The organism is Pseudonocardia sp. D17 (genome assembly GCF_036984265.1).
Lineage (GTDB): Bacteria > Actinomycetota > Actinomycetes > Mycobacteriales > Pseudonocardiaceae > Pseudonocardia > Pseudonocardia benzenivorans.
Map to the genome: position 1 here is coordinate 94942 of NZ_BPRG01000141.1, position 15469 is coordinate 110410.

Annotated in this window: 12 protein-coding genes; 10 read left to right on the forward strand and 2 right to left on the reverse strand. The window is 74.6% G+C overall.

Going from position 1 to position 15469, the window contains the following annotated elements:
• Positions 1-26: 26 nt before the first annotated feature.
• Positions 27-1175 (reverse strand): GNAT family N-acetyltransferase, encoded by a 1149-nt coding sequence (locus PSD17_RS22035; RefSeq protein WP_103382596.1) that lies wholly within the window; start codon positions 1173-1175, stop codon positions 27-29.
• Positions 1176-1332: 157 nt separating this feature from the next.
• On the opposite strand from PSD17_RS22035, the gene mftA reads away from it, so the two are divergent.
• From mftA to mftE, 5 genes are read left to right on the forward strand one after another with little or no spacing between them, the layout of a single operon-like run.
• Positions 1333-1440, forward strand: coding sequence for a mycofactocin precursor MftA (gene mftA, locus PSD17_RS22040; protein ID WP_339124368.1), 108 nt, complete (start codon positions 1333-1335; stop codon positions 1438-1440).
• Complete coding sequence (mftB, locus tag PSD17_RS22045) at positions 1430-1738, forward strand: mycofactocin biosynthesis chaperone MftB (RefSeq protein WP_339124369.1); 309 nt, start codon at positions 1430-1432, stop codon at positions 1736-1738. The genes mftA and mftB overlap by 11 nt, the downstream gene beginning before the upstream one ends.
• A 12-nt stretch (positions 1739-1750) precedes the next feature.
• Positions 1751-2983 (forward strand): mycofactocin radical SAM maturase, encoded by a 1233-nt coding sequence (gene mftC, locus PSD17_RS22050; RefSeq protein ID WP_339124371.1) that lies wholly within the window; start codon positions 1751-1753, stop codon positions 2981-2983.
• A 55-nt stretch (positions 2984-3038) separates the two neighbouring features.
• A complete protein-coding gene (locus PSD17_RS22055) occupies positions 3039-6893 on the forward strand; it encodes an oxidoreductase (protein WP_339124372.1) in 3855 nt (1284 codons plus the stop codon).
• A 9-nt stretch (positions 6894-6902) separates the two neighbouring features.
• A complete protein-coding gene (gene mftE, locus PSD17_RS22060) occupies positions 6903-7628 on the forward strand; it encodes a mycofactocin biosynthesis peptidyl-dipeptidase MftE (protein ID WP_339124373.1) in 726 nt (241 codons plus the stop codon).
• Positions 7629-7734: 106 nt separating this feature from the next.
• On the opposite strand, the gene PSD17_RS22065 is transcribed toward mftE, so the two are convergent.
• Entirely contained in the window at positions 7735-8880 is a 1146-nt protein-coding gene (locus PSD17_RS22065) for an alkaline phosphatase family protein (RefSeq protein WP_339124375.1), read from the reverse strand.
• Between the two features lie 78 nt (positions 8881-8958).
• Here PSD17_RS22065 and mftF point away from each other — a divergent pair, with 78 nt between their 5' ends.
• The 5 genes from mftF (at position 8959) to PSD17_RS22090 (ending at position 15440) form a co-directional block, all read left to right on the forward strand.
• Entirely contained in the window at positions 8959-10473 is a 1515-nt protein-coding gene (gene mftF / locus PSD17_RS22070; protein ID WP_339124377.1) for a mycofactocin biosynthesis glycosyltransferase MftF, read from the forward strand.
• Between the two features lie 268 nt (positions 10474-10741).
• Positions 10742-11257: a (2Fe-2S)-binding protein gene (locus tag PSD17_RS22075; RefSeq protein ID WP_013677702.1), complete on the forward strand. Its 516-nt coding sequence runs from the start codon at positions 10742-10744 to the stop codon at positions 11255-11257.
• Position 11258: 1 nt separating this feature from the next.
• On the forward strand, positions 11259-13736 hold the full coding sequence (locus tag PSD17_RS22080) for a xanthine dehydrogenase family protein molybdopterin-binding subunit (RefSeq protein ID WP_103382602.1): 2478 nt from the start codon (positions 11259-11261) through the stop codon (positions 13734-13736).
• Positions 13733-14584, forward strand: a complete 852-nt coding sequence (locus tag PSD17_RS22085) for an FAD binding domain-containing protein (RefSeq protein WP_013677700.1) — start codon at positions 13733-13735, stop codon at positions 14582-14584. The genes PSD17_RS22080 and PSD17_RS22085 overlap by 4 nt, the downstream gene beginning before the upstream one ends.
• A 118-nt stretch (positions 14585-14702) precedes the next feature.
• Complete coding sequence (locus PSD17_RS22090) at positions 14703-15440, forward strand: SRPBCC family protein (RefSeq protein ID WP_103382603.1); 738 nt, start codon at positions 14703-14705, stop codon at positions 15438-15440.
• Positions 15441-15469 lie beyond the last annotated feature (29 nt).

A 15469-nucleotide genomic window follows, 5' to 3' on the forward strand; every position in this document is an offset into this window, starting at 1 on the left:
CGCCGCACGGGTGCCGGCGGTCCGCGTCACGACGCCGGCGCGGCCGCGGGCAGCCGGCAGAACCAGGACTCGCCCACCTCGCCGAACCCGCGGCGGCGGTACCACTCGCGCGGCCAGTCGCGGGCGTCGGCGTCGAGCCAGACGAGGTCGCAGCCGGCCCGGTGGGCCTCGCGCAGCGCCCCGGCGAGCAGGGCGTCGCCGAGTCCCCGGCCACGGTGGCTCGGCGCGGTCTCGACCGCGTCGAGCTCCGCGGTGGCGCCGTCGACCTTCAGCAGGCAGCACGCCACGACGAGCCCGTGCTCGCGGACGACCATGGCGTGCACGTCGACGACGTCGTCCTCGAGCTCGTGGCGGTCGCAGAGCTGGGCGCGCTGCGCCTCGGTCAGTCCCGGCGCGGCCCGCAGCCACGACGCCTCCCAGAACGGCCGCAGCTCCGACGGGAGGGCCCGCTCGGCCTGCACGCGGTGGCGCGGGACCTCGCCGGACGGGGTCGTCACCATCGACACCACATGGTCGACCTCCCAGCCGTGCCGGGCGAGCTCGGCCGCGGTCGCGGCGGCATCGGCACCGCGCACGGTGGCGGCCCGGTGCGCGAGGCCGGCGCCGCCGAGGACCCGGTCGGCCTCGGCGATCACCTGCGGGGCGCCGACGGGGCCGTCGAGGAGCAGCTGGTTGTGCTGGTGGGACGCGGGGACGGGACCGGTCAGGACGGCGGTGCCGCCGGTGACGGTGTGCTCGGCCGTCGCGAGCCTGCGCAGCACCGAGTAGGCCATCGCGTCGCGGCGGGTCCGGGCGTCGACCCGCGGGGGCGGCGGCGACGGGGCGACGAACGTGCCGTCGGGGCCCGGCCGGTAGGGGAGCGCGGCGAGGACCGCGCCCGTCGGCACCGGCCCGTACGCGTGGGGGAAGACCATGTCCGCGGGGTCGTCGGGAAGCCCAGGCTCCCAGCGCAGATCGGCGATCCGGCCCGCGTCCACCGCCAGCAGGACGAGGTCGTGGCGACCGGCGAACAGCCTGTTCGCCGGCAGCGACACCTGCTCCGATGTGGACAGATGGACGAAGCCGGACGCGGTGAGCGAGCGGCCCGCGGCCCCCGAGATGCCGAGCGCCCCGTCGGCCAGCGCGGCCCGCCACTCGGCCGGGGTACAGAGGTGCAACAGCGTCGGAGCACTCACGCGATCAGTGTGAACGGCAGGGACGACCGGGACGGACCGCCCCCTCCGAACGGGTGGGGCCGGACAGGTCGCGGATCGACGTCACCCTTGCATTGGCACCGGGTGCCATTTAACGTCCATCACGTCCGAGCACGCCCCGAACGACGGGAGACAGCCGATGGCGCCGGTCGAGAACAGCCAGTCCACCGCCTCGCAGGAGGAGCCGCTCGTCGAGGAGACCCTCGTCGAGGAGGTCTCGATCGACGGCATGTGCGGTGTCTACTGATCCCACCGCCGGGCGCGCGGACCCCGGGTTCGACCCGGGGGCCGCGTACCGCTGCAGCCCGCAGGTCTCGCTGCGGCCCGAGTCGTTCGGCGCCCTCGTCTACCACTTCGGGACGCGCAAGCTCTCGTTCCTGAAGACGCCGCAGCTCGTCGACCTCGTCACCGGGCTCGAGAAGCACCCGGACGTGCACGCCGCCATCGAGGCGGCCGGCGTCGCCGAGACCGAACGTCCCGCGTACCTCAAGGCCCTGGCCGGCCTCGCCGCCTCCGGGACCATCGAGGCCCGTCCCACCACCTGACAGGGGAACGACGTGAAGCTCGTCGACCACTTCCAGTACGGGCTCAGCTCACCGATCTGCCTGACCTGGGAGCTGACCTACGCGTGCAACCTCGCGTGCGTGCACTGCCTGTCGTCGTCGGGGCGTCGCGACCCGCGTGAGCTGTCCACCGACGAGGCCAAGGCCGTCATCGACGAGCTGCAGCGGATGCAGGTCTTCTACATCAACATCGGCGGCGGCGAGCCCACCGTGCGCCCCGACTTCTGGGAGCTGCTCGACTACTCGATCTCCCACGACGTCGGCGTCAAGTTCTCCACCAACGGCATCAAGCTCGACAGGAATCGGGCCGCCCAGCTCGCCGCGACCGACTACGTCGACATCCAGATCTCCCTCGACGGCGCCACCGCCGACGTCAACGACCACGTCCGCGGCCCGGGCTCCTACGCCACCGCGATGCGGGCGCTGGAGAACCTCGCCGAGGCCGGGTTCGCCCAGCCGAAGATCAGCGTCGTCATGACGCGGCAGAACGTCGACCAGCTCGACGAGTTCAAGGCGATCGCCGACAAGTTCGGCGCGCAGCTGCGCATCACCCGGCTGCGGCCGTCGGGCCGCGGCGCCGACGTCTGGGACGAGCTGCACCCGCTGCCGTCGCAGCAGCGCCAGATGTACGACTGGCTCGTCGAGCGCGGCGACCAGGTCCTCACCGGCGACTCCTTCTTCCACCTCTCCGCCTACGGCGAGGCCCTGCCGGGGCTGAACCTGTGCGGCGCGGGCCGCGTCGTCTGTCTGATCGACCCGGTCGGCGACGTCTACGCCTGCCCCTTCGCGATCCACGAGAACTTCCTCGCGGGCAACGTTCGCTCCGAGGGCGGGTTCCAGAAGGTGTGGCAGGACTCCGAGCTGTTCACCGAGCTGCGCCGGCCGCAGACCGGCGGTGCCTGCGCCTCCTGCATGCACTACGACTCGTGCCAGGGCGGCTGCATGGCGGCCAAGTTCTTCACGGGTCTGCCGCTGGACGGTCCCGACCCCGAGTGCGTCCGCGGTTTCGGCGAGCAGGCCCTCGCCGCGCGCGACGGCGCGACCCTCATCCCGAAGTCCGACGTCGACCACAGCCGCTCGGCCCCGCGCAACTCGCGCACGCCGAAGGGCCCCGTCCCGCTGACGCTGACCACCCGCCCGGATCGCGCCTGCGAGACCAGCCCGCTCGCCGGCCTCGGTGCCTCGGAGACCGACTCCGGGCTGCGCCTGCCGGTCGCGGGCGGCTGAGAGACCGCCGGCACCGGACCCGCCCGAACGGGTCCGGTGCCGTGCACTTCCTCCCGTGCCTGCGCTGACGTCCCCGTGGCCGCTGCGGGGCCGCGTCGCGCCCTCGCGGGTGCTGTTCGGTCCGCACGAGACCAACCTCGGCGACGAGCGCGCGTTCTCCGAGCGGCACGTCTCCTACTACGCCGCGCGGGCCGCGGGTGGGTGCGGCGTCGTCGTCACGGAGACGGCGTCGGTGCACGCGTCGGACCATCCGTACGCGCGGGCGCCGCTCTCCTCCGCGTGTGGACCGGGGTGGGCTGCGGTGTCCGCCGCCTGCCGCCCGGCCCTGGTGCTGGCCTCGCTCGGGCATGCGGGTTCGCAGGGGTCCGTCTCGTACGGGGCGCCGGTCCTGTGGACCCCTGCCTCGTTCGACCGGGCCGCCCTCGTCGACGGGTTCCGGGCTGCCGCGCTGCTCGCCGTCGCCTCCGGTCTCGACGGGGTGGAGATCGACGCCGGGCAGTACGCGCTGCTGCGGCAGTGCCTCTCCTCGGGGGACGCCGTCGTCCTGTCCGAGGTGCTCGACATCGTGCGGGACGCGATCGGCGACGCCGTCCTGGGCCTGCGGCTGTGCTGCGACGAGCTCACCCCCTGGGACGGGATCACCCCCGCCTCGGTCGCGCCGGTGGTCGACGCCGTCGCCGGTCTCGTCGACTACGTCGTCCCGGTGCGCGGCGGGACGCTCACCGTCGCCGCCACCCGGGCCGACATGCACACCCCACCCGGGTACAACCGCTCGCTGTCCACAGCTGTGAAGTCCATTGTGGACGGTCGGTGCGACGTGGTGTGGCAGGGCTCGGTCGCGTCGCCGTCCCTCGCGCAGGAGGGGCTCGACGCCGGTGTCGCCGACGCCGTCGAGATGACCCGCGCGCAGATCGCCGATCCCGACCTGGTCGCGCTCGTCCGCGCCGGGACGCCGGAGCGGGTCCGGCCGGCCACGCTGTCCGGGCGCTGGTGGGCGGGCCGGGACCCGCGCAACGTCGTGGTCTCCGACGACGCCGCGCCGCCCTTCACGACACCCGCTGCGCCGGGGACCGGGGACGTCCTGGTCGTCGGGGGCGGGCCGGCCGGGCTCGAAGCGGCGCGGGCCTTCGCGCTGCAGGGGCGGGTCGTCCACCTGCTGGAGCGCGACGACCGGCTCGGCGGCGCGCTGCGCCTCGCCGCCGCGCTGCCGGGCCGCGAGCGTTTCGGGTTGCTCGTCGACTGGTGGGAGCGGGAGCTCGCGTTGCTCGGCGTCACGGTCTCGACGGGCCGTTCCGCGACGCCCGCCGATCTCGACGACGCCCGGGCCCGCGGCGCCGACGTCCTGCTGGCGACGGGCTCGCGCCCCCGGCCCCCGGCGTTCCCCGTGGGCTCCGACGTGGAATGCATCCCGGCGGCCGAGCTCCTCAACGGCACGAACGGCCCTTTCCCGCAGCTCAGTTGCGCGAAAGGGCCGTTCGTGCAACAGGAGCAACGGGATGTCGTCGTGTCCGACCCCGTGGGGGACGCCGTTGCGATCGGCATGGCCGAGCTGCTCGCCGCGGCCGGGCACCGCTGCACGCTCGTCACCCCCGACCCCGCCGCGGGGATGCGGCTCGGGCCCGGCGCCGACGTCTCCGGCGCCCACGCCCGGCTCCTGCGCGCGGGCGTCACGATCGCGGCGTTCTCCGAGGTCCGGTCCGCTGCCGACGGGGTCGCCGAGCTGGTCGACGTCCACACCGCCGAGGTCCGGCGCGTCCCGTGCACGGTCGTCGTCGACTGCGTCCGACGCCTCCCCGACGACGCCCTCTGGCGCGCCCGGCCGGACCTGCCCCGGGCCGGCGACTGCGTCGCGCCCCGGGGGATCCAGGAGGCGGTCCGCGAAGCCCGCACCCCCGTGCGCGGCAACAGTCGCGACAGCGACCATTGCCGCTCACGGGGGGTTCCTGCCGCGCGCCCGGTGGTGCGGACCGCGCTGGGGCCGGACCCGCTCTTCTCGCCGCTGCAGGTGGGGCCGCTGCGGCTGCGCAACCGGGTCGTGTTCGCCGCGCACCTCACCGGCTTCGCCGAGGACGGGCTGCCGAGCATGCGCCACGTCGACCACTACGCGGCCCGGGCCGCCGGCGGGGCCGGGCTAGTGATCACCGAGGAGCACACGGTCCACCCCGGCGACCGGCCCTACGAGCGGATGATCCGCGGCCACGACCCACGGGTGGTCGACGCGTACCACCGGCTCACCGGGGCCGTCCACGCGCACGGCGTCCCGGTGCTCGCCCAGCTCAACCACAACGGACCGCAGTCGTCGGGCCTGTACTCGGGTGCGCCGGTGTGGGCGCCCTCAGCGGTGCCGGACCCGATGTTCCGCGAGGTCCCCGTCGCCATGACGGCCGCACAGATCGACGAGCTCGTCGACGCCTACGCCGACGTCGCCGCGCGGTGCGTCGAGGGCGGGTTCGACGGCGTCGAGCTCCAGTGCTCGCAGGCGTCGATCCTGCGGGCGTTCCTCGCGCCCGGCACGAACCTGCGGACGGACGGCTACGGCGGCGACCTGGCGTCGCGGGCACGGCTGCTCGTCGAGGTCGTCGCGGCGGTGCGGGCCGCGATCGGGCCCGACCGCGCACTCGGCGTGCGGCTCGGCGGCGGTGAGGACGTCCCGGGCGGGCTGACGATCGACGACGCGGTGGCCGTCGCCCGTCTCGTGGAGCCCGGCGTCGACTACCTGAGCACCTCCGTCGGGCTGGCGACCCGGACCCTGGAGCTGGTCGAGGCGCCCTCACCGGTCCCGGCGGGATACGCGGCGGCACTGCCGGCGGCCGTCCGGGCGGCGGTGTCGGTGCCGGTCCTCGGCGCCGGTCGCTACACCCGCCCCGACGACGCGCGCGCCGCCCTGGCGGCCGGGCACTGCGACCTCGTCGGGGTCGTCCGCGGCCAGATCGCCGATCCGGCGTGGGCGGCGGCGCGAACCGGGGGGCCGACGCGCACCTGCATCGGGTGCAACCAGGACTGCACGGCGAACGTCGGGATGAACCGGGCGCTGTCGTGCACGGTCCGCCCGGAGCGGCTGCTGCTCGCAGGCCCGAGGGTGCGGATGGACCTGCTCGTCGTCGGGGGTGGGCCTGCGGGGCTGCGCGCGGCGGCGTCGGCGGCGGAGCGCGGGATGCGGGTGCGGCTCGTCGAACGTTCGGACCACCTCGGCGGGACGCTCGCGCTCGCCGCCCGTGCCCCCGGCCGGGGCGAGCTCGCCACCCTGGTCGACGACCTCGTCGCCGAGTGCCGTGCCGCCGGGGTGGACCTGTGCACCGGCGTCGACGCCGACCCCGCGGCGCACGGCGGGACCGTCGTTCGCGCGACGGGTGGCATCCCGGACCGGCCGGCCTGGGCCGTCGACGGCGTGTACGACGTCGTCGACGTGCTCGACGGGAGCGCCGACCCTCGCGGCGACGTGCTCGTCGTGGACGCGACGGGCTTCCACGAGGCCACGTCGGTCGCCGAGCTGCTGGCCGAGCGCGGTTGCGGGGTGGAGGTGGTGGCGGCGGCGATGGTCGTCGGTCAGGACCTGGGCCTCACACTGCACCGCCCCTTGTTCCGACGGCGCGCGGCCGCACTCGGGATCAGGTGCACCCCGGACACGGTGCTCCTCACCGCGACGCGCCCCGGGGCCGGCCGGATCACCGTGACCCTGCTGCACCACCCCACGGGCCGCGAGTCGGTGCGGGAGGTCGACGCGGTCGTCGTCGCCACCCCGCCACGTCCAGGCGAAGGGTCCAACCGTATCGGCGACGCCCTCGCCCCGCGCCGCGTGGGCGCCGCGATCGCCGACGCCGAGCGGCTCGTCGCCGAGATCGCCGAGACCGGCGGGAGTGCCGCCCCTGCGCCCAGACGCAGCACCGATGTCGGCCTCGGCGGGGGTTAGGGTCCGCGCGTGCCGCTGCTGCGCGAGCTGACCTGGCCGGACCTGCGCGACGCCCGGCCGACGCTCGTCGTGCCCGTGGGGTCGGTGGAGCAGCACGGGCCGCACCTGCCGCTGGACACCGACGTGCGGATCGCCGACGCCGTCGCCGCGGGGCTGCTGGCCGCGGAGCCCGCGCTCGTCGTGGCCCCCGCCGTCGCCTACGGTGCCGCGGGTGAGCACGAGGGCTTCCCCGGCACCGTGTCGATCGGGCACGAGGCGCTGCGGTCGCTGCTCGTCGAGTACGGCCGGTCGGCGTGCCGGTGGGCCGCCCGGCTGCTGTTCGTGAACGGGCACGGCGGCAACGTCGCGACGCTGGTCGAGGCCGTCGACCTGCTCCGGTACGAGAGCCGCGACGTCGGCTGGATCCCTTGTGCCGCACCGGGTGCCGACGCGCACGCGGGCCGCACCGAGACCTCGCTGCTCGCGGCGCTCGCCCCGGACGCCGTGCGCGGGGACCGGGCCGCGCCCGGCGCGACCGCGCCGCTGGCCGAGCTGCTGCCGGCCCTGCGCGCGGGCGGCACCGCCGCGGTCAGCGCGAACGGCGTGCTGGGCGATCCGACCGGGGCCTCCGGCGACGAGGGACGGGCCCTGCTCGAGACCGTCGTCGACACCGCGCTCGCGGCCCTGCGGGCCTGGGACCCGGGCCCCGGCGGACGGCTGCGGCCGCCCCGCGGGTCCCGCGCCGCCACGGCCTGAGGCCGCGCTCGGGGCGCTCGGGGACGACGGACCGTGGATGCCACGCCGCCGCGCGGTCGAGTGCGGCGGCCGCGGAGGGTGTGGCTGTGGGGCGGCGGGTGCGGGCTCAGCCGGCCGGGCCCGCCACCAGCAGCGGCACGAGCTGCTCGGCGCTGGTCAGGGACCCGTGCTGGCCGATCAGCGCCGCGAGCTTCGGCTCGGCCCGGGTCCGGACGAGGGCGGTGCCACCCCGCATCGCGGCGACGACGTCCCCGATCCGCCCGGCGACGTGCGGCCCCAGCGGCCCGAACCAGTTCGCCGCGACGGCCTCGTCGCGGGGGACGACCCAGGCGTCGTCGCCGAGGACGGTCCGCCAGGTGGCGAGCACGTCGTCGGCGGCGCCGTCGACGGTGTAGACGTGCCTGGCCCGCGCGTCGCCGCCGAGCAGCGCGACGCCGGCCTGGAGCCGCTCGTCGGCGTCGAAGTCGGGCGCCCGGTCGACGGTGACCATGCCGTGGTCCCCGGTGACGACGAGCAGCGCGTCGGGCGGGAGCGCCGCGGCGATCGTCGACACGAGCAGGTCGATCTGGCGCAGCTGCAGGCGCCACGGGAGCGTGCCGGGGCCGTGCACGTGGCCCAGCGTGTCGAGGTCGGAGTGGTAGGCGTAGCAGAGCCGGCGCCCGGGACCGGAGAGTCCTGCGACCGTCTCGGCCGCGAGGTCGCCGAGCGCGAACACGCCGTGGAAGTCGCCCCCGCGCAGTGCGGCGCGGGTGAGGCCGGATTCGCGCTGGAAGCGGGGCGCGACCATCGTCACGGCGATCCCCGCGGCGGCGGCGCGTTGCAGCGCGGTGTCGTGCGGCTGGACCACCTCGGGGACGTGGGTCTCGCGCTGGTCGTGGTGGCGGCCGTCGCGGTCGCGGGTCCAGCGCAGCGCGTCGAGCAGCGCGTGGTCGCCGGGGTCGAACGACAGTCCGACGATGCCGTGCCCGCCCGGGGGCAGACCGGTGCCGAGGGTCGCGAGACTGATCGGGGTCGTCGACGGGAACCCGACGGTGAGGGGCCCGGCGTCGGCCATCGCGGCGAGGAACGGCGCGTCGACGGCGTGGGTGCGCAGCAGCTCGGCGCCCAACCCGTCGACCAGCAGGACGCAGGCCGCGCGGACCGACGGCAGCGCGATGGGAGCGGGTCCGGGCTCGCCGAGCGCCGCCAGCACCGACGGGAGCACCTCGGCCAGCGAGCCCGTTCCGTAGCGGGGCAGCAGCGGGGTGGTCACGGTGTGCAGCCTGCCAGGCCGCGGGGCGGCGCGGGGGAGGCAGAATGACGACCGGCCCCGCGACGCTCAGGACGGTGGATGACCGCTCAGACCGCACGACCCGGGTCGGCCGGGCCACCGGGGGCGACCGGCCCCGCGGACACCCGGCTCCCCGACGGGTTCCGGGTCGTCCTCGACCGCCGGACGCGGGTACTCGACGACGGCGCCGCTCTGCTCGGCGGCGCGCCGCCGCGGCTGGTGCACCTCACCGCGAAGGCCCGCGCGCTGCTCGGCACCGACGCCACGATCACCGTCGCCGACCCGGCCTCGCGGGCGCTGGCCCGGCGGCTGCTCGACGCCGGGCTCGCCCAGCCCGTCCCGCCCGCGGCGCCGCTGGAGCGACCCGTGCCCGCCGACGTCACCGTCGTCGTCCCGGTGAAGGACCGCACCGCGGGCCTGGTGCGGCTGCTCGCCGCGCTGCCCGCCGGCCTCGGCGGGATCGTCGTCGTCGACGACGGCTCGGCCGACCCGGCCGCGGTGCCCACGGCCGCGGCGGCCCACCCCGTGCCGGTGACGGTGCTGCGCAACGACATCGCCCGCGGTCCGGCGGCCGCGCGCAATGCCGGGCTCGCCGTCGCGACGACCCGGCTGGTCGCGTTCCTGGACTCCGACGTCGTGCCGCGGGCGGGCTGGCTCGACCCGTTGCTCGACCGGTTCGCCGACCCGGCCGTCGGGCTGGCGGCGCCGCGGATCGTCGCCCTCGCGGCGGGCGGGTCGTGGGTGAGCAGGTACGAGGCGGTGCGGTCGTCGCTGGACCTGGGACTCGACCCGGCGCCCGTCGTCCCGCGCTCCCGGGTGGCCTACGTGCCCAGCGCCGCGCTGCTGGTGCGCCGCGACGCCGTCGGTGCCGGTTTCGACGAGCGGCTGCAGGTCGCCGAGGACGTCGACCTCGTGCTGCGGCTGTACACCGAGGGGTGGCGGCTGCGCTACGAGCCGGCCTCGCACGTCGCACACGACCACCGCGTCGACGTCGGGCGCTGGGCGGCGCGCAAGGCCTTCTACGGGACGGGTGCCGCGCCGCTCGCTTTGCGACATCCGGGGTCGGTGCCGCCGATGGTGCTCTCGCCCTGGTCGGCCGCGGTGTGCGCGCTGCTGCTCGTGCAGCGGCGCGGGGCCGTCGTGCTCGCGGCGGGGATCACCGCAGTCGCCACGGAACGCCTGTCCCGCAAGCTCGGCAGGGTGCGCCGGCCCCGGGCCACGGCGGTGCGCCTCATCGGGCTGGGTCTCGCCGGCGCGCTCGCCCAGACGGCGGCGGCGCTCACCCGGCACTTCTGGCCGCTCGCGGTGGCAGCCTGTCTGGTGTCGGCGCGGGCGCGTCGCGCGGTGGCGCTCGCCGCCGTCGCCGAGGGCGTCGTCGACTGGTGGACCCACCGCGGCCACGACCCGCACGGTCCCGGCCCGCTCGGCCACGTCCTCGCCCACCGGATCGACGATCTCGGCTACGGCGCGGGGCTGTGGTGGGGCGCGTGGCGGCACCGGACGACGGCGCCGCTGCGGCCCGCCGGACCCGCCCACCAGGCCGGCCACTCCGTCAGGGCTAGTCCGAACGGATGAAGTGATCGTCAGGCAGATGCCGCTTCTGCGCATTCAGTAGCTACGGAACGCCGCGACTGCGGAAGTGTTCACCCCTGGGTGCGCAGGGACGCACAAGGACCTGCACCGCAGGTCGGAGGCCATCTTGCACCGGTCGATCATCGGGAGTGTGATGTGTCGACCGCCACACGTGTGCGCGGCGCGCAGGCGTGGCTCCGGCCATGCGGCGCGACATCCCCGGTAGTCCTCGCGACACGACACGGACGTCGCGGTTGAGGAGTGAAGACTCATGGCACAGGTCCGGGTCACCGTCGACGGCGTGAACTACGCCGACGACGTCGAGCCCCGAATGTTGTTGGTGCAGTACCTGAGGGAGAAGCTGGGCAAGACCGGGACCCTGATCGGCTGCGACACCAGCAACTGCGGTGCCTGCACCGTGCACCTGAACGGGCGCAGCGTGAAGTCCTGCTCGGTGCTCGCGGTCCAGGCCGACGGCGGCGAGGTGCTGACGATCGAGGGCCTCGCCCGCGACGGTGAACTGCACCCCGTCCAGAAGGCGTTCAACGAGTGTCACGGTCTGCAGTGCGGCTACTGCACGCCGGGCATGATCATGGCCGCCGTCGACCTGCTCGGGGACAACCCCGACCCCGACGAGAACGAGGTCCGCGAGGGCATCGAGGGCAACCTCTGCCGGTGCACGGGCTACCAGAACATCGTCCGCTCCGTGCAGCGCGCGGCCCAGATGATGAAGCCGGGCTCGGCCGTCCCCGCCGAGTCCGCCGCTCCCGTCGCGGGAGGAAACTGACATGACGACGACCGCCGAACCCACCACCGAGCTCGGCAAGGCGCGCACCCGCAAGGAGGACGCGCGCCTCATCACCGGGCGCACCCGCTACACCGACTCGATCACGCCGCACGGCACGCTGCACATGCACGTGGTCCGCTCGCCGCTCGCGCACGCGAGGATCAACGGCGTCGACAAGTCGGCCGCCGAGGCCGCCCCCGGCGTCGTCGGCGTCTACACCGCCGCCGACCTGGGCGTCGACGCGGTCGGCCTGCCCTGCGCGTGGCCGATCACGCCCGACATGAAGTCGCCGCAGCGCCCGCTGCTCGCGACCTCCACCGTGCACTTCGCCGGTGAGGGCGTCGCCGTCGTCGTCGCCCGCACCGCCGCCGAGGCGCGCGACGCCGGCGACCTGGTCGAGATCGACTACGACCCGCTCGAGCCGGTCCTCGACATGGAGGCCGCCCTCGCCGACGGCGCCACCCTCGTCCACCCCGACCTGGGCACCAACGAGAACGCGACCTGGATCTTCGACTCGGGGGCGGCCGGCACCGGCGGCAGCGTCGACGAGGCCATCAGCGCCGCCGAGGCCGACCCCGACTCGGTGGTCGTGCGTCGCCGCTTCCGGCAGCAGCGGCTCATCCCGGCGTTCATGGAGCCGCGCTCCTGCGTCGTCGACCCGACGGGTGAGCAGATCACCGTGTGGTCCGCGACCCAGATCCCACACATCCTGCGCACCATGACCACGGTCACCCTCGGGGTTCCCGAGGCGAAGCTGCGCGTCATCGCCCCCGACGTGGGTGGCGGCTTCGGCGGCAAGATCGGCGTGCTGCCCGAGGAGATGCTCTGCGTCGCACTGGCGCAGCGGCTCCACAAGCCGGTCAAGTGGACCGAGACCCGCTCGGAGTCCCTGCTCGCGGCCCACCACGGGCGCGACCAGATCCAGGACATCACGATCACGGCGAAGCGTGACGGCACCGTCACCGGTCTCGACGTCCACCTCCTCGCGGACATGGGCGCCTACCTGGGCCTGGTCGGTCCCGGCGTGCCGATCCTGGGCGCGTTCATGTTCAACGCGATCTACAAGATCCCCGCGCTCAAGTTCACCTGCACCAACGTCTTCACGACCAAGACGCTCACCGACGCCTACCGCGGCGCCGGGCGTCCTGAAGCAACGTTCGCCATCGAGCGGATCATGGACGAGCTCGCCGCCGAGCTCGGCCGTGACCCGCTGGAGCTGCGCGAGCAGAACTGGATCACGCACGAGGAGTTCCCGTTCACCACGGTGGTGGGGCTCACCTACGACTCGGGCAACTACGAGCAGGCCACGCAGCAGGCCAAGCAGAAGTTCGACTACGACGCACTGCGTCGCGAGCAGGCGGAGCGGCGCGCGCGCGGCGACAAGGTCCAGCTCGGCATCGGCATCTCGACGTTCACCGAGATGTGCGGCCTGGCTCCGTCGCGCGTCCTCGGCTCGCTCGCCTACGGCGCGGGCGGCTGGGAGGCCGCGAGCATCCGCATGCTCGCCACCGGCAAGGTCGAGGTCATCACGGGCGCATCCCCGCACGGCCAGGGCCACGAGACGGCGTTCAGCCAGATCGTCGCCGACCAGCTCGGCGTCCCGTTCGAGGACGTCGAGATCCTGCACGGTGACACGCAGAGCTCGCCGAAGGGCCTCGACACCTACGGCTCGCGGTCGCTCGCCGTCGGCGGCATCGCCATCGTCAAGGCGGCCGAGAAGGTCGTCGCGAAGGCGAAGAAGCTCGCCGCGCACCTGCTCGAGGCGTCCGAGGACGACATCGAGTTCAACGCCGGCCAGTTCACGGTCCGGGGCACCGACAAGGGCAAGGCCATCCAGGAGCTGGCGTTCGCCGCGTTCATGGCGCACGACTACCCGGAGGACATGGAGCCGAGCCTCGACGCGGACGCCGTGTACGACCCGGAGAACTTCTCGTTCCCGCACGGCACCCACCTCGCCGCGATCGAGGTCGACACCGAGACCGGCAAGGTCAACCTGCGCAACTACGTCTGCGTCGACGACATCGGTACCGTCGTCAACCCGCTGATCGTCGAGGGTCAGGTACACGGCGGCCTCGCCCAGGGCATCGCCCAGGCGCTCTACGAGGAGGCCAACTACGACGACCAGGGCACCCTGGTCAACGGCACCTTCGTCGACTACACCCTGCCGTCGGCGGCCGACCTGCCCAGCTTCGACACCGCTGTGGTGAGCACCCCGGCCACGTCGAACCCGCTGGGCGTCAAGGGTGTCGGTGAGGCGGGCACGATCGCCTCGACGCCGGCGATCGTCAACGGCGTCCTCGACGCCATCCGCCACCTCGGTGTGGCCGACGTCGAGATGCCGACGACCTCGCAGCGCGTCTGGCGTGCCATCCAGGAGGCGCAGGGCCGCTCGACACAGGAGACCCCCGTCGACACCCACTCGCCGGGCGCCGGGCTCGGCTCGATCGACCCGAACAACCCCCAGGGAGAGGTCCAGTGATCCCCGCCAAGTTCGACTACGTGCGGCCCTCCTCGGTCGAGGAGGCCGTGACGGCGCTGCGCGACGCGGGTGAGGACGCGAAGATCCTCGCCGGCGGGCAGAGCCTGCTGCCGGTGCTGCGGCTGCGGCTCGCGGCGCCCTCGACGATCGTCGACCTCGGCGGCATCGCCGAGCTGCGGCACATCGCCGAGGACGGCGACCGCATCGCCATCGGTGCGATGGCCGCCCACCACGACGTCATGCGTGACGACCTCGTGAAGCAGCACGTGTCGCTGCTCTCACAGGCCACCGAGACCGTCGCCGACCCGCAGGTCCGCCACCGCGGCACGCTGGGCGGCGCGCTGGCCCACGCCGACCCGGCGGGCGACCTCGGCGCCGTCGCGCTGGCGCTCGACGCCGAGTTCGTCATCGCCGGCGGGTCGGGCACCCGCACGGTGCCGGCGAGCGAGTTCTTCGTCGACTACTTCACGACCGCGATCGGCGAGGGCGAGATCCTCACGCAGGTCCGGTTCCCGAAGTACACGGGCTGGAGCACGCACTACGAGAAGTTCAACCGCACGGCGCAGGCGTGGTCGATGTGCGCGGTCGCGGTCGCGCTGCGGCTCGACGGCGGCAGCATCGCGGAGGCGCGCGTCGGCCTGACCAACATGGGCACCACCCCGATCCGGGCACGCGGGGTCGAGGCGGCGCTCGTCGGTCAGCAGGCGAGCGAGGACGCGGCACGCGCCGCAGCGGAGCACGCGACCGAGGGCACTGCCGCACCGAGTGACGCCGACGCCGCATCCGACTACCGTGAGCACCTGGCCAGGGTGCTGACGGGCCGGGCGGTGCTCGCGGCAGCGGGCTGAGCAGACAGCGTCACTGTGGACGCCCGCCCTGCCCGGGCGGGCGTCCACAGTGTGTGCGGGGGTTTCGGCCACTTCCGCCCCCCGGCGGGAGGGTGGCCCCGAAGAGGAGGCAGTACCGATGCAGCTGGAGAACAAGTTCACGATCGCGGCGCCGATCGAGGAGGCCTGGGCGGCCCTGAACAACCCGGAGACGGTCGCGCCGTGCTTCCCGGGCGCCACCCTGACCGAGTACGAGGACGACTCGTTCACCGGCACCGTCAAGGTCAAGCTCGGCCCGATCTCCTTGACCTACAAGGGCAAGGGCACCTACATCGAACGCGACGACGCGGCCCACAAGGTCGTCATCGACGCGACCGGCCGCGACTCGCGGGGCAACGGCACCGCCGCGGCCAAGGTGACGGGGTCCATGGTCGCCCAGGGTCCGGACAAGACCGAGGTCACGATGGTCACCGACCTCTCGATCACGGGCCGGCCCGCCCAGTTCGGCCGCGGCGTCATCTCCGACGTCAGCGAGAAGATCATCGGGCAGTTCGCGTCGTGCCTGACCGACAAGCTCGGCGGGTCGAAGGCCGACGAGGGTGCGGCCGGCGGCGAGGCGGCGAAGGCGGACGCGGCTCCGTCGGACGCCGCGCCCGCGGCGGCTGCTCCGACGAGCGCGCCGACCGCGGCCACCGCGGGCAGCGCTGCCCCGTCGGCGCCCAAGGCGGCGTCCGGTCCGATGCGCAGCGAGATCGACGCGATCGACCTGCTCGACACGGCCGGTGCGCCCGTGATCAAGCGGGTGGCGCCGATCGCGGGGGCGTTCGCCGTGCTGCTCGCGATCTTCGTGATCGTCCGGCGGCTCCGCGCCAAGTGATCCACTCCTGACGGCGGGGGGGGGGCCCC